Consider the following 20,166-nt stretch of genomic DNA (forward strand, 5'->3'; position numbering starts at 1 on the left):
ATTTAATTGATAAGATGCAAGGATTAAATTGTATCGATTATGTTCGGCTTACGTAAAACCCTCGGATCCCTGTTTAAATCGAATCAGACTGATGAAGCCTGGTTTGATGCCCTAGAAGAATCTCTCATTTTGAGTGATGTGGGTCTACCTACGACCGAACAACTGATGAGCAAACTTCGCAAGGCTGCCAAATCAGAAAATGCCAGCAGTCCAGAAGACCTAAAGCAACTGCTGATTCAAGAGGTGGCAAGTCTCCTAAAGCCTTTGGAGCCAATCACTAACCCTTTATTTGTTCATGAACAAAAGACCACTCCGGAAATATGGCTAGTAATTGGCGTCAATGGCGCTGGTAAGACCACCACCATCGGCAAACTCTGCAAACTCTTTCAGTCACAAGGCAAGTCCGTCTTACTGGCAGCAGGTGATACTTTCCGGGCGGCTGCACGCAATCAGCTCCTGGAATGGGGTGGGCGCAACCAAGTCGACGTCATCATGCAAGAAAGTGGTGATGCTGCAGCCGTAGCGCATGATGCGATTCATGCCGCAGTGTCTCGTAAGAGCGATATTTTGATTATTGATACCGCGGGTAGATTAGCCACTCAAGACCATCTCATGGAAGAATTGAAGAAGGTTAAAAGAGTCATTGGCAAGGCCCTTCCTGGGGCCCCTCACCAGACTTTGCTGGTTCTTGATGGCAATACTGGTCAAAATGGTTTAAGCCAAGTAAAGGCCTTTCATGCTGCTTTAGGCCTATCAGCCTTAATCGTGACAAAGTTAGATGGCACCGCTAAAGGTGGAGTGATCTGTGCGCTTGCTCACACCCTCAAAGATGGGTCAAAACCAGCGGTTTTAGCCCTAGGCAAAGGTGAGGGAATTAACGATTTAGCCCCTTTCACTGCCGCGCAATATTCTTCTGAATTATTCAATTAAATCATAGACTTATAGAAGTAAAAAACCATTAGCACTCTCTTGACAAGAGTGCTAAAATAGAGCTCTATTAATACCTAAAATATATAAAAAGAAAATGGTTCAAAAGAAAACATACAATCCGCAATTGCAGGCAAGGCAAACGCTGCCGGCAGCGCAGACTGCTGCGGCTTCGCTTGCCTTTCCGATGCTGCCTTCCCTTGGGGTTGGCACACTCGACTCTTATATCTCGTACGTAAATCGCGTACCTATGCTCAGTGCTGCAGAGGAGCTTCATCTCGCGCAAGAATTTCGTCGCACTGAAAATGTAGACGCTGCAAAAACTTTGGTTCTCTCACACCTTCGCTTGGTGGTATCTGTTGCTCGTCAGTATTTAGGTTATGGCATTCCGCATGCCGACCTCATTCAAGAGGGCAATATTGGTTTAATGAAGGCTGTTAAGCGCTACGACCCAAACCAAGGCGCACGCTTAGTCTCTTACGCAATCCATTGGATTAAGGCAGAGATTCATGAGTACATTCTCAAGAATTGGCGTTTAGTGAAAGTAGCTACAACCAAAGCGCAACGTAAGTTGTTCTTTAATTTACGCAGCAATAAGCCCACTTTGGCTGCGCTAACTCCAAGTGAAGTTGAGGCATTGGCCAAGGCTCTGGACGTCAAAGGTTCTGACGTTAAAGAAATGGAAATGCGACTTGCTGGTGGTGATGTTGCCTTAGAAGGTGATGACAGCGATGACGAATCAGCCTATGCACCAATTCAATGGTTGGCAGATAGTAGTCAAGAGCCTACCGAGATGATGGCAGCGGCTGCAACGGATGCATTGCATGGCCCTCAATTGGATCAAGCTCTCATGGCTTTAGATGAGCGTAGTCGCAACATTGTGCAATCCCGTTGGCTGGCAATGGATGCGGATGGTAATGGCACAAAGACATTGCATGATCTCGCAAGTGAATACGGCATCTCTGCAGAGCGTGTGCGTCAGATTGAGACTGCTGCACTCAAAAAGATGCGCAGCCTCTTGCAAGCTGAGACTGCTTAAGCAGTCCTCCCTCTGTAAGGCTTTACTTCAGTAGCTCTTTCAAGTCTTGCGCTAAGGTATCAGCACCTTGCGCATGCTTGATGTACAGGCGTAAATGCCCCTCTGGATCGAATGCATAACTACCCGCCATGTGATCCATGGTGTATGACCCAGGACTCGTACCGGGAACCTTCTTATAGTAAATCTTGAAGTCCTTGGTCACTTTTTCTAAAGCCGCCTCGTCTGCAGGACGCAGGCCTAAGAAACGAGAATCAAACGCTGGTACATATTGCTTCAAAATATTGGCGCTATCTCGCTCGGGATCAACGGTGACAAATAGCACCTGAACCTTATCGGCCTGGGGGCCCAAGAGAGTCATCACTTGCTGCATCTCCGTTAGAGTCGTAGGACAAATATCTGGGCACTGCGTATACCCAAAGAACATCACAACTGCTTTACCTTTGAAATCAGCTAGCGTTCGCACTTTGCCATCAGGGTCGAGTAGACTAAAGTCAGTACCGAATGCCTTGCCGCCGGTGATGTCAACATTTTTAAAGCTCTGCTTGGGACTGCAAGCTAGCAGAGCCAATCCAATGATCGACAGCATCAGGCTGCGCGCAAGAAGGCTTGAAAGTGTTGATAAATTCATATTCAACTCAGATGAAATAGTGGTCAATTAATAGTGCTGCGAATAGCAAAGATAAATAGGTAATCGAAAAACGGAAAGTTTTCTTTGCAAGATCATCGCTATAAGAAATAAATAAGGCAATCACATAGGCAAGGAATATTAAGCCCAATATGACTGCAGCAATTAAATACACCAGCCCACTCATGCCGTAAATGTAAGGCAACAAAGTGGCAGCGATCAATATTAAGGTGTAGAGCAAGATATTGAGGAGCGTGAAGCGCTCACCATGAGTGACTGGCAGCATTGGTAAACCACTTTGCACATAGTCATCCCGACGATACAAAGCAAGCGCCCAAAAGTGCGGGGGGGTCCACACAAAAATAATGAGAACCAAGAGCCAAGCCTCAGCAGATAAGCCATTCGTCACGGCAGCCCAACCTAAGGCTGGTGGCATGGCGCCAGAGAGTCCGCCAATCACAATATTCTGTGGTGTGGCAGGCTTCAGTAACCAGGTATAAATTACGGCATAACCAACAAAGGTTGCTACGGTAAGCCACATTGTTAATGGATTGCAGAAGTTCCATAAGATGATCATTCCTAGGCTACCAAGAATGATCGAGAAAACAGTTATGTGAAAAGGCGTCACTTCACCAGTTGCAGATGGCCTCCAAGAGGTACGCTTCATCTTGGCATCAACGGCTTGCTCAATTAAACAATTCATTGCAAAAGCTGCGCCCGCCAACAACCAAATACCCAAAATGCCACCAATCAATACTGGGTAAGGAACCATACCAGGGGTAGCCAGGAACATTCCGATTACTGCACAGAAAACAGCCAGCAGAGTAACGCGGGGCTTAGTGAGCACCCAGTATTGACGCCAACGCGGCATCGCTACGGTAGTGGAGGAAGTGGGACTGCTCATAATGAATTAACCATCTTAATATGAATGGAGGCGCTCCACGAAGACCATTGAGTTAGGCGAACCAAACAGAACACCAGCGCAGCAGAGCCTGCGGTATGCATTAAAGCGGCAAGCAAGGGCCATTGGAAGACCACATTAGAAATACCTGTTAGCGCCTGAAGAATTAATAAGCCGAGCAATAACTTTGCAATCTTGCCCATTTTGGGCAATGCTGGATTACTTAACTTGAGAGCGCTGACTCCGAGAAGACTTAAAGCTGCAATGGCAATCACAGCAAACATGCGATGCGCCCAGTGAATCGTCTGCAAAGCCACAGGAGAAATAGATTCACCCTGTGCATTCAGGCCTAACTGACGCCATAGAGTGAAGCCCTCTTGCCAATCAGTTTCAGGCATAAAAGTACCTAGGCAAGTTGGAAAATCAGGGCAAGCTAATACAGCGTAATTTGTACTTACCCACGCGCCCAAAAAGATTTGAATAGATAAGACGACCGAAGCAAATAAAAGCAACTTCGCTGAAAGTGGCTTGATCTGAGAGTGAGCGACTGAGGAATTTCCCTCTTCAAACTCTTGCTGCGCATACGCTGTTAAACAGGCAAGTAAAACTAAAGCCAGCATTAAGTGGATAGTCACAATGATGGGTTGCAATTTGAGCGTTACTGTCCAAGCACCAAATGCGCCCTGGATACACACCAAAATCAATAAACCAAGGCTACCCAATAAAGGATACTTGCCCAAGCTTTTTAACTTGCTCCACGCCACTCCCACCTGAATCAAAATTAATGCACCAACCATCATTGCTAAATAGCGATGGATCATTTCAATCCAAGCCTTGATAACGGTGACGGGACCCGTGGGCATATTGGCTTCAGCCAATTGAATCTCACCGATTGCATGCCATGGATTAGATGTGCCATAGCATCCAGGCCAATCAGGACAACCTAAGCCAGAATCTGTTAGGCGAGTAAAGGCGCCAAATACAATCAAGTCGAAAGTCATAAAGACCAAAACCCAATTGAGTTTTTGGAAAAAATTAAATCCTGACCGAGTCCAGAGATAGAGCAAGGGTAGACCTGCAAAGACAATTGCAATGGCAGCTAACTCAGCGAGCAATAACAAACCACTCATTGCAACTTCTCACCCTTACGATTGAGGCGCAGCAGTTTCTCGAGATCTTTTTTAATGCTGCCAAATTCTTTGGGAGAATTTGTCACCGGAAATATCATCATCTTGGCCGGGCTAGGGTCAATCAACTGAATTTTCTGACCAGCGCCATCACGATTCAACCAAGTATCAAATTCCGCTTTCAGCTGAGGGTCTGTCGGCAAACTGAGGATCTGAAATCCTGCTGTTTTTTGATCGTAGGCCAGCAATACCTCTGGATCTACTGGCTTGCCATCGGTATTGACCCAGACTAACTGAACGCGGCCACTCTCACGACCAACTGCGATACGTAACTGACGCATTAAAAATAAGGCCTCAAGGCAAGATTCATTTTTGATGGTGCACTCACCGGCTGGCCTGGCCACCAGCAATGTCCACTTGCCATTAAATGGAATATCAAACCAAGCAGGATTCATATCTTGCACTGGCTGAACAAGAGTTCCAAAGTTAGTTTTTCCACCCTCTGGCTTAAATACGTAATACGCCAAATAGGAGGCGATGACAGGTGCTGCACAAGCTAACAACAGAAATAACATCTGCAGCCGGCCGCGGCGGGTCTGCGCATTAATTGCGGAAGAATCCATTTGCGAAGCTGGGATCAATAATTCTTTATCACTCACACTCTATCTCCATTTACCGCTAGCTCTCGCCGGTACTTCATAAGCCCATTGATGAGCCAAAATAAAAATCCAGCCAATGCCAAAGCAAACCACTGAAAGGCATAAGCATAATGGCGATCGACTCCGTTCGTTGGGGAAGGCCAATTTCTTAGCAAACCATCCTCTTTCGAAGAACCTGACTCTCGAACGATGAAAGGTAGTTGCTTCCATTCATGGCTTTGGGCTTCTAATGCCAAATCAAAATTTTGCTCAATTCGAGGTCTAGCTTTCGGATCCCCTTTTTGACCTAATTCATAAACTCTTCCCGGGTGTGGGAAGGCAATACCCTCAATAGTCACAATCTCATCGGCTGTCTTGACTGCGGGGAGCTCAATACGATTTTGGTTGTTACGAGGCGCCCATCCTCGATTAACCCAAAGAACTGCTTCTTGCCCTTCCAATCTCAAAGGCATCATCACGTAAAAGCCAGATTGCCCAGAAGCACCAGATCCACCCTCTGGGATAGGGCGAGGACGGTTATCTAACCAAACTACTTCATCCTGCATAAACCTTCCCCGAGCAAGAATACGGCGCTCTGAAGCCTTTTCTAAGGTCAAATTATCGACATTGGCATTGAGTACAGGCATTTGCAATTTGGCAGAAAGCGAATCACCTAAGCGGATTTTTTGTTCCGCTCTGTTTAACTGCCAGATACCAGCTCCACAGCCTACTAAAATCACCAGAAGGGCTGATAAAGTAGCAACTATACGACTAGTAATTAAGCTAGAAAACATATTCACAGGGGTATTTTGAGATGAAATGGATTATTCCAGTTGCGCTGCTAATGATTGTAGGAAGCTTGGGCTCTGCTCTCTACTTCATGATGAAAGACAAAGGTGGGAGCTCAAGAATGGTTCAGTCTCTCATGCTGCGTATTGGACTTTCAATAGTACTCTTCTTGGGAATTTTGATTGCCCACTACTTTGGCTACATCGAGGCTAGTGGCGTTCGGGTGGGCACAAACTAAGTCCACTCCTTAGCTAGCAAGCATCTAAAGCAAATCGGGGCTTAACGCCCCGATTTTTTATTTCCTTACATCCAGTAAACAGCGATGTAGAGACCAAGCCAGACAACGTCAACAAAGTGCCAGTACCAAGCAGCCCCTTCGAACGCAAAATGATTTTCAGCAGTGAAGTCACCACGAATCATTCGACGAAGAACAATCGCCAGCATCAAGCCACCTAGAAATACGTGGAATCCATGAAAGCCAGTCAACATGAAGAATGTTGAGCCATAAATGCCTGAAGTTAACTTCAGATTCAAGGCATGGTAAGCATGGTAGTACTCATAAATCTGGAAGCCTAAGAAAACAACGCCCAAGGCAACAGTTGCAGCCAAGCCATTGATGGCTTGCTTCATATGACCTTCACGAATCGCATGATGTGCGTAAGTAACCGTCACACCAGAAGACAAGAGCAGCAAGGTATTGATAGTGGGGATTGGCCATGGGCCCATAGTCGTGAACTTCTCTACCAAGCCTGCAGGGCCATCATTAGGCCAAACCGCTGTGAAATCAGGCCAAAGTAATTTACTTTCAACATCACCCATCCAAGGCATCGCAATATTGCGCGCATAGAATAAAGCTGCAAAGAATGCGCCGAAGAACATGATTTCTGAAAAGATGAACCAAGCCATCGACCAGCGATAAGAAATATCTACGTTGACACCATTCTTACCAGAGTTAGACTCAGCAATAGTGTCTCCAAACCAGTTGTAGAGAACAAACAAAACCCAGAGCACACCAACTGCAGTTACTGGGCCGCCCCAAGCTGCATGGTTTACCCAGCCAGACATGCCAGCGCCAAAAGCAAGCAAGCCTAAAGCGGCTGAAGCTGGATGACTAGATAGTCCAGGAACGAAATAGTAAGGGGTTGAATTGGATGACATCTTATTCTCTCTATTCAATCAAAAAATAATCAATGGGACACAACTGCTTTAACTATCAAGAGGAGTATGCCCATAAAAATTATGGCACCCAAAACTCCCGCAATGACAATATGTACAAAACTTAATGACGCTACATCTTCCTGCAATCCTGATTTTTTACGCACACCCAAAAAAGCCCACAATACTGCGACCATGGATTGCATAAAAGTACTTTTTTTACTCATGACGCCGTTTTCGATTTAGGGGTGGTTGAGCCTGCTGGCTGCTGACCAACACCTAACTCAAAAAAGGTATATGACAAAGTAATTGTTTTCACATCAGCAGGTAGTCCTGCATCAATTACAAACATGACCGGCATCTTCTTCATTTCATGTGCCGCCAATGTTTGCTGCTGAAAACAAAAACACTCTAATTTAGTAAAAAACTCCATCGCGCTTTTAGGCGCATAACTTGGTATCGCTTGAGCCTCTACAGGACGATTCAAGTTATTTGTCACTTCGTACACAATCTCGGTCATCTCGCCTGGATGCACTTCAAGAAAGTTTTTCACAGGGCGAAAGGTAAATGGGCCACGGCTATTGGAGTCAAACTCGATTGTCACCTTACGGGAATAATCTACTTGAGTATTGCCAACCTTATTAGCGCTATAAGCCCGGATCCCATAGTCATTCTTACTAGTGACCACATTAATACCAGTCACTTCACACAAGGCCTTGTACATCGGCACCAATGCATATCCAAAACCAAACATCATCACTGAAGCAATCAATAGCTTCAGCATGATCTGACGGTTAATGGAGGCAGTTGCAGACATATTGATAGAAGGCTTTAACCCAGCACACTCCGTTTAATCACGATGCCAATGAAGAACACAATGGCAACGCTTAAAAGGATAAAACCCAATCTGCGATTATTAGCAGATTGGGATTTGTGATGAGCTACTTTAGATTCCTGCAGCATGCAACTCTTTAGCATCAGGCGGAGTTTCAAATGTGTGGTGTGGCGCTGGAGAAGGAATAGTCCACTCCAAACCTTTGGCGCCATCCCATGGCTTCATGGATGCTTTTTCACCTTTGGCGTTATAAGCAGGCAAGACAACGAATAGCAAGAAGTAAACCTGCGATAAACCAAAACCAAGCGCACCGATCGAAGCGATCATATTGAAATCAGCAAACTGAGTTGGGTAATCAGCATAACGACGTGGCATACCTGCTAAGCCCAAGAAGTGCATTGGGAAGAAGGTGATGTTAAAGAAAATCATGGAAGTCCAGAAGTGGATCTTGCCACGAGTTTCATTAGCCATGTAGCCAGTCCACTTTGGACACCAGTAGTAGAAACCAGCAAACATTGCAAATAATGAACCTGCAACTAATACATAGTGAAAGTGAGCTACAACGTAATAAGTATCTTGAACACCAATATCAATTGGGGCCATTGCCAAGATCAAGCCTGTGAAACCACCCATCGTAAATACGAAGATAAAGCCAACAGACCACAACATAGGAGTTTCGAAAGTCATCGAACCCTTCCACATGGTTGCAACCCAGTTAAAAATCTTCACGCCAGTTGGAACAGCGATCAACATCGTTGCGTACATGAAGAACAACTGACCTGTTACAGGCATACCAGTTGCAAACATATGGTGAGCCCAAACAATGAATGACAAGATCGCGATAGATGCAGTTGCATAAACCATTGAGCTATAGCCAAACAATGTTTTTCTGGAGAAAGCTGGAACGATTTCGCTAATGATTCCAAATGCAGGAAGAATCATGATGTACACCTCTGGGTGACCAAAGAACCAGAAAATATGCTGGAACATGATTGGGTCGCCACCGCCAACTGCGGAGAAGAATGAGGTACCGAAATGACGGTCTGTGAGAACCATGGTGATTGCGCCAGCCAATACAGGCATTACAGCAATCAACAAATACGCAGTGATCAACCAAGTCCAGCAGAACATTGGCATCTTCATCAATGTCAGGCCAGGTGCGCGCATGTTCAAGATAGTCACGATGATGTTAATCGAACCCATGATGGAAGAAGCACCCAATAAGTGGAGTGCAAAAATACCCATGTCTAAACCTGGGCCCATCTGTGATGTCAATGGAGCATACAAAGTCCAGCCGCCTGCAGGTGCACCACCAGGAGCCAAGAATGAACCGAATAATAAGCATGCTGCTACTGGAAGAATCCAGAAGCTAAAGTTATTCATACGAGCAAAGGCCATATCCGATGCACCGATTTGCAATGGAATCATCCAGTTTGCAAAACCAACGAAGGCCGGCATGATCGCACCAAACACCATCACCAAACCGTGCATGGTAGTGAGCTGGTTGAAGAACTCAGGACGCAAGAATTGAAGGCCAGGCTGGAAGAGCTCCAAACGGATACCCAAGGCCATTACACCACCAGCTAATAAGCTGACAAATGAGAAAATCAAATACATCGTACCGATGTCTTTGTGATTGGTTGCGAACAACCAACGACGCCAACCATGTGGCGTGTGATCATCGTGTGCGTGATCATGTGCGTGATCGTGGGTGGTAGAGGCTGTGCTCATGGATTACTCCGGTTTAGTTTGATCTGTATTAATAAATTACTTGCCAGCGCGTGCGGAAACAATGTCTTGGGTTTGAATAATCTCGCCCGTTTTATTGCCCCAAGCATTGCGGGTGTAGGTCATAACAGCAGCAATATCGCCATCAGAAATCACACCAGCCCACTTCGGCATTGCACCCTTACCATTGATAAGAATGTCGTATTGAGCTGCTTTTGGTCCAAGCACCATCTTGCTGCCATCTAATGCTGGGAATGCGCCTGCACCCTTACCGTTTGGTTGGTGACAAGCAGCGCAGTTTGCTGCATAGACCTTAGCCCCACGCTCCTTTTGCTCATCCAAGGTATAAACCTTTGATGGATCATCGGAGGCTGCACCCATTTCTTTTTTCTTCTCTGCTACCCACTTGGTGTAGTCGTCTTGTGAAACCACATTCACTACGATAGGCATAAAGGCATGCTCAGCACCACACAACTCTGAACACTGACCGCGGAATTTTCCGATTGTTTCTGCGCGGAACCAGGTGTCACGCACAAAACCAGGGATTGCATCTTGCTTTACGCCAAATGCTGGAACTGCCCACGCATGGATCACGTCGTTCGCAGTGGTAATCATGCGAATTTTTTTGCCAACTGGCACAACCATTTCGTTATCTACTTCCATCAAATAGGTATTTGATTTGGCTTCTAAATTATTAATGGCTTCACGAGATGTAGATAGGGTAGATAAAAAGCTAATGCCTTCACCCTCACCTTTAATATAGTCATAACCCCATTTCCACTGGTAGCCAGTAGTCTTAATGGTGATGTCTGAATTCGTAGTGTCTTTCATTGCCACAACGGTTTTTGTTGCTGGCAAAGCCATACCGATCACGATCAACAACGGAATTACCGTCCAGATGATTTCAACAGTAGTGCTCTCATGAAATGAAGCTGATTTAGCACCCAAGGATTTGCGATGCTTGAGGATGGAATAGAACATCACCCCAAAAACGCCAATAAAAATCAGAGCGCAAATAATCAACATCATCCAATGCAGCCAATGGATTTCTTGCATAATTTTGGTTGCTGCAGGGGTAAAGTTCAGCTGATTTACGGCCGGACCACCTGGCATATCTTCTGCCGCCTGTGCAATTGCGGTGCTAAAGGCTGCTACTAAGTAGAGCGATGCCCTAGTGACTTTTCCAAATAAATTCATCTTATTCTCTGTTTATTGTCATGAGCTTCTGTAGCAATACAGCCTCAGAAAGCCCAAAAAAACGGTATCAAGCAATTCAACTAGCGCTAATTATAGGGTTAATTAAGTTCAACAACAAACGGGATTAACCATGCTTGACTCAATCTTGACAATGGTTTAAAAGATAGTAAGCACTCACACTTAAGCAGAATCACTACTAGTCTTGCGTCCGATTTGATTTGGATCAATATAGGCAACATGATCTTGTGATTTAGCAAGGTGCTTACCTAAAGCCCAAGCATGCCCATAGACAACCTCTAAAGTGAGTTTGCTCGGCAATTGAGGCAATTGAGCATCATTTTTATCATTAAGGGCTAGTAGATTTAACGCTTTGGCATCTGACAGCAACAGCGCATCTGAGTCGTAATTCAGTTTTAAAAACTCCATATCCATTACGGGATCAGAAAAACGTTCGCCTAATAGAGCATCCCCCATATCGTGCATATCCCACGGGCTAGGCAAGTTCTCAATCTGCAATTGCTGAGCTAAAGATTCAGACTTGAGTTCTTTAGCGGTATCAGGCCCCAAATAACTCAATGTTAGTAAGCCACCCTCTTTAAGTACTCGCCAGCATTCCTTTAAGAATTGCTTAGGGTCGGCCAGGTTCTGAATCAAAAGAACACTCACTACCAAATCTACAGAATTACTAGGTAGATTGATGCGCCCCGTCTTCATATAGTCATTTAGAGAAACTACGGCGGTAGATTTCATCTTGGAATTCCAAAAACGAGTTAGTCTCAATTTATATAAATCAAAACTGGATAACTCACTTTCTGGCGCACAATGAAAACGAATTCCAGGAAAACGTTTTGTCAGAAAAGGGGCGTGCGCTCCAGGGAAATCTGGAATCAACAAGACGTCTTTTGCTTCCAACTTCACGATGTCTAATTTTTGCAGCATGCGGCCTGCAATTTCATCCTGAAGCCATCTGATTGATTGGGTCATTGGCTCAGTATACTCAGCAGCCCATGCGGCCAATAGAGAATATTTTTCAATCGATTTGTTCTCACCTATTACCAAGCTCATGTATTGTTTGCGGGACATTTCAGCAACTCACTCACTGTGCAGAGTGCTACGCCTTATTAGCATCTGAGCAGCTATTGAATTACGAATGCTGTCAGCAATGTGGCCTTACTCTTCAGGTAGATGAACTAAAAGAAAAAACTTGTCGAGAGTGTTGCGCTAACCCACCCTACTATGATGCAACTTACTGCCTAGATCGCTATGATGGCAAACTGCAATTTGCTTTGCATCAATTGAAATATCAGCGTCGACTTGCATATGCACATGGCTTGGCGTCTACATGGAATGCTCTGCTTGCAAAGAGCTTAGCAATAACCCAAGCAGACTATCTTGTACCGGTACCGCTGAGCCAAGAAAAACTCTGTGCCCGAGGCTTTAATCAAAGCTGGGAGTTGGCGAGGCGAATTCTTTGCGACAAACGCATTCATAAAAACCCACACATCTTGAAGCGCCATCACAGCGACCAGCATCAGGCTCAAGGAAATCGCACCAATCGTCACATTGCCATTCAAGACATGTTTTATATCAACCCAAGGTACCAGGGACAGCTAGAGTCTGCATCAGTCATTGTGTTTGATGACGTCATGACTAGCGGAGCAACCTTAAATGAAATCGCCCGCGTATTGAAGGACAATGGGGCATCTAGTGTTATTAATTGGGTATTACTAAGAACACTACGTCCATCATAAAGATCAGAGCATGTTTAACATTGTTTTATTCGAACCAGAAATTCCACCCAACACAGGCAACATCATTCGCCTGTGTGCAAACACGGGTGCAAAATTACACCTCATCGAGCCGCTTGGTTTTCCCATGGAGGATGCCAAACTTCGCAGAGCCGGATTGGACTATCACGAGTTTGCCAAAGTAAAAGTTCATAAAAACTGGGCGCAATTTCTGGTTGATGAAAAACCTCAGCCCGAGAGAATGTTTGCTCTGACTACCAAAGGATCTGGGAAGTTTCATGATGGCAACTATTTGCCAAATGACTATTTTGTTTTTGGTTCAGAAACTAAAGGCATTACAGAAGAAGTAAGAAGTTCGATTCCAATCTCCAACCAAATGCGCTTAGCAATGCAAGACAGTAGTCGCAGCTTGAATCTCTCAAATACGGTAGCGATTGTGGTTTATGAAGCATGGCGCCAAAACGGATTACTTGGCGGAAATTAAAACCTAGACCTCTACCTTGGGGTCGCGCCCCATGAGTTTTTTCACTGCATCATGCGGTGAGAGTTTTCCAGATAGGACCTCGCCCATCATGGCAGTGATTGGCATCTCTACACCCAAGCGAGTCGCCAGATTTCCAACTGCAGAGGCACACAGTACGCCTTCAGCAACATGTCCTAAGTTACCTAAAATTTCAGGTAAAGGTTTTCCTGCAGCAAGCGCTAAACCAACACGACGATTGCGCGAGAGATCACCGGTTGCAGTCAAAATCAAATCGCCTACGCCAGTTAATCCCATGCAGGTCTCTGGTCGGCCGCCGGCTGCCTTCACAAGACGCATCATTTCTGCAAGGCCGCGAGTTAACACTGCAGCGCGTGCATTTAAGCCAAGATCTAAGCCATCACCAATACCGGCCGCAATTGCAAGAATGTTTTTAATTGCGCCGCCCAGTTCAACACCAACTAAATCGTCGCTCGCATAGATACGCATATTGCCGTGATGAAAGGCGCCCTGAACAATGTCACATAAGGCATTCGATTTGCTGGCGATAGTTAATGCACAAGGCATACCATTACCAACTTCTTGCGCAAAACTAGGTCCCGATAATGCGCCATAAGAATGACGCATGCCATTGCTATGCAGATGATCTTCACGCTCCACTACTTGATGTGGCAATAGAGTAGTGCTGGGCTCTAAGCCCTTACATAACCAAACAATATTCAGCGGGTGCTTTGCGAGGCGCAATACATTTGCCACTGTTTCCGATAAGCCCGACATCGGAGTAGCAATCACTAAAAGATCTTTTTCAGAAAGACGCTCAATGGCGCGCTCAAAACTGGCTTCTAATTGCAGGCCCTTAGGCAGGATGATGCCTGGGAGATAGTCAGCATTTTCGCCAGACTTCTGAATATCCTCTAACTGCTCAGCGCTGCGAGACCATAAACAAACGTCGCCAGACTGAAGGTGGCGCGCAGCTTGCGCGGCCATAGCAGTGCCCCATGAACCAGCTCCAAGCAGCGTCACTTTCATGATCTGTGGGCTTTGACTAAATCAGCTTAGTGAGGAAGGATGATTTTGCTTTCATCGGTAGAACCGCTTTCCGTTGCGGCAGCTTGCGCAGCCTGCATCAGGCGATGTTCGTACATACCGTGGAAGTTAATTTCATTCAAATGAATTGGCTGGAAACCAGCACGGCTGATAGTGTCAGCAATATTCGAGCGCAAGTAAGGATACAAAATCGTTGGGCAAGCAATGCCCAACATGGGATCAATTTGCTCTGGTGGAATATTGCTAAATTCAAAAATACCCGCTTGCTTAGCCTCAACTAAAAACAGTGCCTTACTATCTACTTTGGCAGTGACTGTCGCAATTAAAGCAACCTCAAAAATTTCGTCACCCAAACGATTGACAGCAACATCAACCTCAACCTCAACTTGAGGCTCAGCTGCGACCAATAAAATTTGCGGTGCGTGTGGTTGCTCTAAAGACAAGTCTTTGAGATAAATACGTTGAATGCGGAAACCTGGCTCTTTTGAGTTATCTACTGCATCTGGAGTGGAAGTAGTTTGTTCAGTCATGGGAAACTTTCTGGGTAAATTTTTAAGCTAATAGTGGATCAAGTTGGCCGGCACGGTCTAGAGCAACTAGATCGTCATAACCGCCAACATGAGTCTCACCAATATAAATTTGTGGCACAGTGCGACGACCTGTTCGTGTCATCATTATTTCGCGCTGTGCAGGATCACGATCAATCAAGATCTTCTCTAAATTTGTAACGCCCTTCTTTTGCAAAAGCTTCTCTGCCATAACGCAATAAGGACAAACTTGGGTGCTGTACATCATGACTGGTGGCATATCTAGACCCGCTAAGTTATTTGATTAATGGCAGAGCTGCAGCCTGCCATCCTTGAACGCCACCATCCAAAACTGCAACTTCAGAAAATCCCAGCTTCTTTAACTCTGGAATCGATTTGCGGGCGCTTATACCGGATTGACATACCAAAATGACCGGATTCTTACGGTCCAGCTTGAGCTTGTCGAGTCCAGTAGAGATTCGGTCGGCCAAGATGTGCTTTGATCCTGGCAGATGACCCGCCTTAAAGTCCGATTCTGGACGCAAGTCCAAAACAGCCGCTTTTCGGCGATTAATCCAAATTGTTGCCTCCGAAGGCGATAAGCCTTTTCCGCTAATAAGCGTAGATAATGTAGGGAGGAAGAGCGCTGCGCCTGAAACAAACAAGAGGGCAATAAGCGCTAAATTATCAGTTTGCGTGAGAAAGTTCATCACCGGATTATAGAATGGCTCTATGAAACAACTTGTCCTTATTCGTCATGGCGAATCCGCCTGGAACCTTGAAAACCGCTTCACTGGCTGGGCGGACGTTGACTTAACCCCAAAAGGCACAGAACAGGCCCTAGCTGCAGGCGAAAACCTTCGAAAAGCAGGCTACGAGTTTGATTTAGCCTACACCTCGGTACTGAGAAGAGCGATTCGCACACTATGGCATGTTCAGGACACCATGGACCTCATGTGGTTGCCAGTAGTCCATAGCTGGAGATTAAACGAGAGGCATTATGGTGCCCTCACTGGTTTAAATAAAGCTGAAACTGCTCAGCAGTATGGAGACGCCCAGGTTCATATTTGGCGCCGTTCCTACGATGTGCGTCCACCACTCTTAGAAAGGGGTGATGAACGTAATCCGCAGAATGATCGACGTTACGAAAAACTCAACACTTCCGATATTCCTTTGGGTGAGTGCCTTAAAGATAACGTCGAGCGCGTACTACCTCTTTGGAATGAATCTATTGCTCCAGCCCTAAAAGCGGGTAAGCGTGTATTAATCGTTGCGCACGGCAATAGCATCCGCTCCTTGATTAAATATCTCGACCAGGTTTCTGACGCAGATATTATGGAAATTAACGTCCCTAACGGCATCCCGCTTGTTTACGAGCTCGATGACAATCTCAAACCCATTCAACATTTTTATTTGGATTAAGGTAAAACAGAAGCATGCGCGTATTTTTCAAGAACTTTGCCCTAGTCTCTGTTGGCCTCATCGCCGGGGTTGCAGCCACCATCCAACTCTCCGCTACCGCCCAGCAAGGCACGACACTGCCTTTAGATGAGCTGCGCACCCTATCGAACGTGTTTGCACAAATCAAGCGTGAGTATGTTGAGCCAATTGAAGACAAGCAGTTACTAACTGATGCTGTTAAGGGCATGGTGAGCAGTCTTGATCCACACTCAACCTACCTTGATAAAAAAGATTTTTCTGAAATGCAAGAGCAAACAAGCGGCAAGTTCGCTGGCCTTGGCATTGAAATTACTTCAGAGGATGGTGTTGTTAAAGTACTCAACCCCATTGAAGACAGTCCTGCTGCGCGCGCTGGCCTGCAAGCCGGGGACCTCATTACTCGCTTAGATGACAAACCTGTTCGTGGCATGTCTCTAGATAAAGCGGTACGCACCATGCGGGGTACTCCGGGTACAAAAATTACTTTGACGGTCTTTCGCAAAAGTGAAGAGCGCAGCTTTCCGGTAACCATCACTCGCGCTGAAATTAAAGTGCAATCCGTCAAGGCCAAAATTTTAGATAACAACATTGCCTGGGTCAGAGTAACGAGTTTTCAAGAGCGTACGGTTCCTGACCTAGCAAAAAAATTAAGCGACCTTGCCACTCAAGATCCTAAGATGAAGGGCATCATTCTTGATCTCAGAAATAATGGTGGTGGCTTGTTACAAGGTGCAGTTGGTGTTGCAGCAGCCTTCTTGCCGGCAGATGCCGTGATCGTCTCCACTAAAGGTCAGACAGCTGATTCAAAGCAGGTATTCAATGCGACGCCAGCTATGTATCGCCTGAGTGAGCCTGGCGACCCTTTAGCTAGCGTACCTGCGATGTATAAAAAATTACCAATGGTCGTTTTAGTCAACGCCTACTCTGCTTCCGCTTCTGAAATTGTGGCTGGCGCATTACAGGATTACAAACGCGCCACCATTATCGGTAAAACCACTTTCGGCAAAGGCTCTGTTCAGACCGTTCGCCCACTTACTAATGATTCTGCATTAAAAATTACTACAGCCTACTACTACACGCCAAGTGGTAAATCGATTCAAGCTTACGGCATTAAGCCTGACATCGCGGTTGATCAAAATAAAGATGGCGATCCCGATGATGTGCTGATTACTCGCGAGATCGACAGCGAGAAACATTTACGTAATAAGCAATCTTCAGAAGAAAAACTCGTTGCTGATCGTGAGAAGCGTCGCCTAGAAGAGTTACAACGCATTGAAGAAAAAAATGCCAAGAAGACTCCTGAAGAGAAAGAAAAAGAAAAGTCTAAGAAGCCTATCGAACTTGGTAGTGCAGATGACTTCATGCTTTCTCAAGCCGTTGCGTTTATTAATGGTGAGCCTGTAAAACGCTCAGCCTCCAAGCTAGAATAGGTTCTAGCGATGGGGTACACACATGAATGATGAGCAGCTACTTCGCTACTCGCGGCATTTATTACTAGAAGAAATTGATGTTGCGGGCCAAGAAATATTGCTTGGTTCGCACATCCTCATCATTGGTGCTGGTGGATTGGGAAGTGCTGCTGCGCCTTATCTGGCTGCAGCAGGCGTGGGAAAAATAACGCTTGTCGATCACGACAAAGTCGAACTCACTAATTTGCAGCGACAAATCATGCATACCCACAACTCCATTGGCAAAAGCAAGGTGGAATCTGGTAAACAGTTTTTGCAAAGTATTAATCCCACTCTGACGATTAATGCAATTGCAGAGAAGGCAACTGATAATTTATTGAAAGACGTCTTGCCAGCAGTTCATCTTGTTCTAGATTGCACGGATAACTTTGCAACTCGCCAGCTCATTAATGCGGCTTGCTTTCGCCAAAAGGTGCCCCTAGTATCAGGATCAGCACTCAAATTTGACGGCCAACTAAGTGTCTTTGATTTTCGTCATGAAGCATCCCCCTGCTATGCCTGTCTTTTTTCCCCAGAAGAACAGTTTGAGGAAGTCAGCTGTGCCAGCATGGGCATCTTTTCCCCCCTAGTTGGCATTATTGGAGCGATGCAAGCAGCTCAAGCATTGCAAGTATTGATTGGCTTTGGTCAGCCTTTAGTGGGGAGAATGTTGCTTTGGAATGCGATCAATACTCAAATTGATGAGATTCGCATTTCTCGAAATCCCGCATGCAAGGTTTGCGGCTCCCAGCATTAGGTGCTTAAGAGAGCAAGCGCTCCAACGCTTTAGCCTGCTCCTCAGGCTCGTAGGCACGCAGAACTCTAGGGACGCGGGCTTTCAATAGGCCTACATTTGCTTTTAAGATCTCGCGCTTAACTAACAACAATTGACTAAAGTGCATTGAGAAATCTGTCAGCCCGAGCGCGAGCAATAGCTTTGTTAATGCAGGGTCTCCAGCCATCTCTCCACAAACAGCAACAGGCACGTCCGCGCGTTTAGCCTGATCAATGATGCTTGATAGCAAATTCAAAATAGCGGGATGGAGGGGATCGTATAGATGTGCAACTGCATGATCTGCGCGATCGATTGCTAAGGTGTATTGAATTAAGTCATTCGTACCAATTGAAAGAAAATCGAAGCGATTAATAAATAAAGGCAGCATCAATGCAGCAGCAGGAATTTCAATCATTGCACCAACTTGAATATTGGGATTAAATGCCTTGCCGCGTTGGTGTAGTTGCTGCTTTGCTTTTTCAATCAATCTAAATGTTTCATCGATTTCTTTAGCGTGCGCCAACATCGGGATCATGATCCGCGCTTGTCCATGAGCTGATGCACGCAAGATAGCCCTGAGTTGCGTTAAAAATATTTCAGGTTCAGTCAGAGACCAGCGAATCGCACGCAACCCAAGTGGTGATGTACCAGTTTGAGAAATATCACCGCCGCCACCCAATGCCTTGTCGGCACCAACGTCGATGGTTCTAATATTGACAGGCAAACCATGCATTAAATCGACCACGCGACGATATTCTTGATATTGCTGCTCTTCGTCTGGCAAGGCTTGCTTGCGATCCATAAATAGAAATTCAGAGCGGAATAAGCCGACACCCACAGCACCCAACTTCACTGCCTGAATGGCATCCTCAGGCAACTCAATATTGGCAAATAATTCAATCTGAACACGATCAGCAGTTTCTGTCTTGGCGTGCTTTAACTGCTTTAGCTTGCGGGCTTCTTTTAAGGCTTGAGCTTGCAGCTTTCGATACTCGGCAAGAAGCTGCTCATCGGGCGCAACAACGACAACTCCATGCCCCCCATCCAATATCAACCAATCGCCATGACGAATCATTTCACTGGCATGTCGCACACCAACTACCGCAGGGATCTCCATGCTGCGCGCAACAATAGCGGTATGAGAAGTCTTGCCACCCAGATCTGTCACAAACCCTGTAAAGGCATGCTCTTTAAAACGCAGCATGTCATGCGGAGCAATGTCGTGCGCAACGATAATTGATTCAACACCGATATCGCTTGCTGGTAAAAAATCAGCATCATGTAGAGGGTCTTTTTTCTGCGCATTCAACGCTTTGATTACGCGCTCTGCGACCTGTCTAATATCATTAGCACGCTCTTTTAAATACGCATCCTCAATATCAGCAAATTGCTCTAAAAGATCATTGAGTTCGGTTGTTAAGGCCCAAGCTGCATTTAACCTCTGAGTGCGAATCAATTTCATTGGCTTCTCAGCTAAAGCTGGATCTGCCAGAATCATGCCGTGTACATCCAAAAACGCAGCCATTTCTTGAGGCGCATCTTTAGGCAATCCTTGACGCAATTGCGTTAACTCAAGGCGCACCTGCTCAAAAGCATCCAATAACTTTTGAGCCTCAGCCTCTTCTTTGCCAGCTTCAACTAAATAATGACTAACCTCTAATGCTGCACGCGATATCAGCACGGCTTTGCCAATAGCAATGCCTTTAGATACTGCTATTCCGTGTAAAGCAAAAGTCACC

The 20,166-nt window shown here is 45.7% G+C and carries 25 protein-coding genes; 8 read left to right on the forward strand and 17 right to left on the reverse strand.

Translation table 11 applies throughout. The features are described from left to right. Positions 1-39 precede the first annotated feature (39 nt). Together ftsY and rpoH are read left to right on the forward strand one after the other, a co-directional pair. Entirely contained in the window at positions 40-930 is an 891-nt protein-coding gene (gene ftsY / locus GQ359_RS09355; RefSeq protein WP_215386894.1) for a signal recognition particle-docking protein FtsY, read from the forward strand. 94 nt (positions 931-1,024) lie between these two features. After that, entirely contained in the window at positions 1,025-1,966 is a 942-nt protein-coding gene (gene rpoH, locus GQ359_RS09360; protein WP_215386895.1) for an RNA polymerase sigma factor RpoH, read from the forward strand. A 22-nt stretch (positions 1,967-1,988) separates the two neighbouring features. On the opposite strand, the gene GQ359_RS09365 is transcribed toward rpoH, so the two are convergent. From GQ359_RS09365 to GQ359_RS09385, 5 genes are read right to left on the reverse strand one after another with little or no spacing between them, the layout of a single operon-like run. Then, positions 1,989-2,594, reverse strand: coding sequence for an SCO family protein (locus tag GQ359_RS09365; protein WP_215386896.1), 606 nt, complete (start codon positions 2,592-2,594; stop codon positions 1,989-1,991). Between the two features lie 7 nt (positions 2,595-2,601). Beyond that, on the reverse strand, positions 2,602-3,495 hold the full coding sequence (cyoE, locus tag GQ359_RS09370; RefSeq protein ID WP_215386897.1) for a heme o synthase: 894 nt from the start codon (positions 3,493-3,495) through the stop codon (positions 2,602-2,604). Next, on the reverse strand, positions 3,492-4,622 hold the full coding sequence (locus GQ359_RS09375) for a heme A synthase (protein WP_215386898.1): 1,131 nt from the start codon (positions 4,620-4,622) through the stop codon (positions 3,492-3,494). The genes cyoE and GQ359_RS09375 overlap by 4 nt, the downstream gene beginning before the upstream one ends. Further along, entirely contained in the window at positions 4,619-5,278 is a 660-nt protein-coding gene (locus GQ359_RS09380; RefSeq protein ID WP_215386899.1) for a hypothetical protein, read from the reverse strand. The genes GQ359_RS09375 and GQ359_RS09380 overlap by 4 nt, the downstream gene beginning before the upstream one ends. Next, positions 5,275-6,051: an SURF1 family protein gene (locus GQ359_RS09385; protein ID WP_251367970.1), complete on the reverse strand. Its 777-nt coding sequence runs from the start codon at positions 6,049-6,051 to the stop codon at positions 5,275-5,277. The genes GQ359_RS09380 and GQ359_RS09385 overlap by 4 nt, the downstream gene beginning before the upstream one ends. 20 nt (positions 6,052-6,071) lie before the next feature. Between GQ359_RS09385 and GQ359_RS09390 the strand changes: the two genes are divergently transcribed. Continuing rightward, positions 6,072-6,284: a twin transmembrane helix small protein gene (locus GQ359_RS09390; RefSeq protein ID WP_215302142.1), complete on the forward strand. Its 213-nt coding sequence runs from the start codon at positions 6,072-6,074 to the stop codon at positions 6,282-6,284. 65 nt (positions 6,285-6,349) lie between these two features. Here GQ359_RS09390 and GQ359_RS09395 read toward each other — a convergent pair whose 3' ends face one another. The 7 genes from GQ359_RS09395 to GQ359_RS09425 form a co-directional block, all read right to left on the reverse strand. Beyond that, complete coding sequence (locus GQ359_RS09395; RefSeq protein ID WP_215386900.1) at positions 6,350-7,204, reverse strand: cytochrome c oxidase subunit 3; 855 nt, start codon at positions 7,202-7,204, stop codon at positions 6,350-6,352. 29 nt (positions 7,205-7,233) lie between these two features. Next, complete coding sequence (locus GQ359_RS09400; RefSeq protein ID WP_251367869.1) at positions 7,234-7,407, reverse strand: DUF2970 domain-containing protein; 174 nt, start codon at positions 7,405-7,407, stop codon at positions 7,234-7,236. Positions 7,408-7,424: 17 nt separating this feature from the next. Beyond that, complete coding sequence (locus GQ359_RS09405; protein WP_215302145.1) at positions 7,425-8,018, reverse strand: cytochrome c oxidase assembly protein; 594 nt, start codon at positions 8,016-8,018, stop codon at positions 7,425-7,427. 14 nt (positions 8,019-8,032) lie between these two features. Next, a complete protein-coding gene (locus GQ359_RS10190) occupies positions 8,033-8,248 on the reverse strand; it encodes a cytochrome oxidase small assembly protein (RefSeq protein WP_371822443.1) in 216 nt (71 codons plus the stop codon). Further along, the gene (gene ctaD, locus GQ359_RS09415; protein ID WP_215386903.1) at positions 8,148-9,767 is read right to left on the reverse strand and encodes a cytochrome c oxidase subunit I; all 1,620 of its coding nucleotides are present in this window, start codon (positions 9,765-9,767) and stop codon (positions 8,148-8,150) included. The genes GQ359_RS10190 and ctaD overlap by 101 nt, the downstream gene beginning before the upstream one ends. A gap of 36 nt (positions 9,768-9,803) precedes the next feature. Next, positions 9,804-10,961: a cytochrome c oxidase subunit II gene (gene coxB / locus GQ359_RS09420; protein WP_215386904.1), complete on the reverse strand. Its 1,158-nt coding sequence runs from the start codon at positions 10,959-10,961 to the stop codon at positions 9,804-9,806. Between the two features lie 180 nt (positions 10,962-11,141). Beyond that, the gene (locus GQ359_RS09425; protein WP_251367870.1) at positions 11,142-11,945 is read right to left on the reverse strand and encodes a class I SAM-dependent methyltransferase; all 804 of its coding nucleotides are present in this window, start codon (positions 11,943-11,945) and stop codon (positions 11,142-11,144) included. A gap of 155 nt (positions 11,946-12,100) precedes the next feature. On the opposite strand from GQ359_RS09425, the gene GQ359_RS09430 reads away from it, so the two are divergent. Both GQ359_RS09430 and trmL read left to right on the forward strand, forming a co-directional pair. Further along, entirely contained in the window at positions 12,101-12,712 is a 612-nt protein-coding gene (locus GQ359_RS09430) for a ComF family protein (protein WP_251367871.1), read from the forward strand. Positions 12,713-12,722: 10 nt separating this feature from the next. After that, positions 12,723-13,193, forward strand: coding sequence for a tRNA (uridine(34)/cytosine(34)/5-carboxymethylaminomethyluridine(34)-2'-O)-methyltransferase TrmL (gene trmL / locus GQ359_RS09435; protein ID WP_215386907.1), 471 nt, complete (start codon positions 12,723-12,725; stop codon positions 13,191-13,193). A 3-nt stretch (positions 13,194-13,196) separates the two neighbouring features. On the opposite strand, the gene GQ359_RS09440 is transcribed toward trmL, so the two are convergent. Genes GQ359_RS09440 through GQ359_RS09455 form a run of 4 tightly spaced genes read right to left on the reverse strand, consistent with a single transcriptional unit; the run spans position 13,197 to position 15,474 of the window. Next, positions 13,197-14,219, reverse strand: a complete 1,023-nt coding sequence (locus GQ359_RS09440) for an NAD(P)H-dependent glycerol-3-phosphate dehydrogenase (protein ID WP_215386908.1) — start codon at positions 14,217-14,219, stop codon at positions 13,197-13,199. Between the two features lie 26 nt (positions 14,220-14,245). Next, complete coding sequence (gene secB / locus GQ359_RS09445; protein WP_215386909.1) at positions 14,246-14,767, reverse strand: protein-export chaperone SecB; 522 nt, start codon at positions 14,765-14,767, stop codon at positions 14,246-14,248. A gap of 22 nt (positions 14,768-14,789) precedes the next feature. Beyond that, positions 14,790-15,044 carry a glutaredoxin 3 gene (gene grxC, locus GQ359_RS09450; RefSeq protein WP_215386910.1) on the reverse strand — a complete coding sequence of 85 codons (255 nt, stop codon included), beginning with the start codon at positions 15,042-15,044 and terminating at the stop codon, positions 14,790-14,792. A 16-nt stretch (positions 15,045-15,060) separates the two neighbouring features. Further along, complete coding sequence (locus tag GQ359_RS09455) at positions 15,061-15,474, reverse strand: rhodanese-like domain-containing protein (protein ID WP_215386911.1); 414 nt, start codon at positions 15,472-15,474, stop codon at positions 15,061-15,063. 22 nt (positions 15,475-15,496) lie between these two features. On the opposite strand from GQ359_RS09455, the gene gpmA reads away from it, so the two are divergent. From gpmA to GQ359_RS09470, 3 genes are read left to right on the forward strand one after another with little or no spacing between them, the layout of a single operon-like run. After that, on the forward strand, positions 15,497-16,186 hold the full coding sequence (gene gpmA / locus GQ359_RS09460) for a 2,3-diphosphoglycerate-dependent phosphoglycerate mutase (RefSeq protein ID WP_215386912.1): 690 nt from the start codon (positions 15,497-15,499) through the stop codon (positions 16,184-16,186). Positions 16,187-16,200: 14 nt separating this feature from the next. After that, positions 16,201-17,634, forward strand: coding sequence for a S41 family peptidase (locus GQ359_RS09465; protein ID WP_215386913.1), 1,434 nt, complete (start codon positions 16,201-16,203; stop codon positions 17,632-17,634). A gap of 22 nt (positions 17,635-17,656) precedes the next feature. Further along, positions 17,657-18,409, forward strand: coding sequence for a molybdopterin-synthase adenylyltransferase MoeB (locus GQ359_RS09470; RefSeq protein WP_215386914.1), 753 nt, complete (start codon positions 17,657-17,659; stop codon positions 18,407-18,409). Positions 18,410-18,413: 4 nt separating this feature from the next. Here the strand turns inward: GQ359_RS09470 and ptsP are convergent, their stop codons facing one another. After that, positions 18,414-20,165 carry a phosphoenolpyruvate--protein phosphotransferase gene (ptsP, locus tag GQ359_RS09475; RefSeq protein WP_215386915.1) on the reverse strand — a complete coding sequence of 584 codons (1,752 nt, stop codon included), beginning with the start codon at positions 20,163-20,165 and terminating at the stop codon, positions 18,414-18,416. Position 20,166: the final 1 nt, after the last annotated feature.

The sequence above is a fragment of the Polynucleobacter sp. AM-7D1 genome, from assembly GCF_018688455.1.
Classification (GTDB): domain Bacteria; phylum Pseudomonadota; class Gammaproteobacteria; order Burkholderiales; family Burkholderiaceae; genus Polynucleobacter.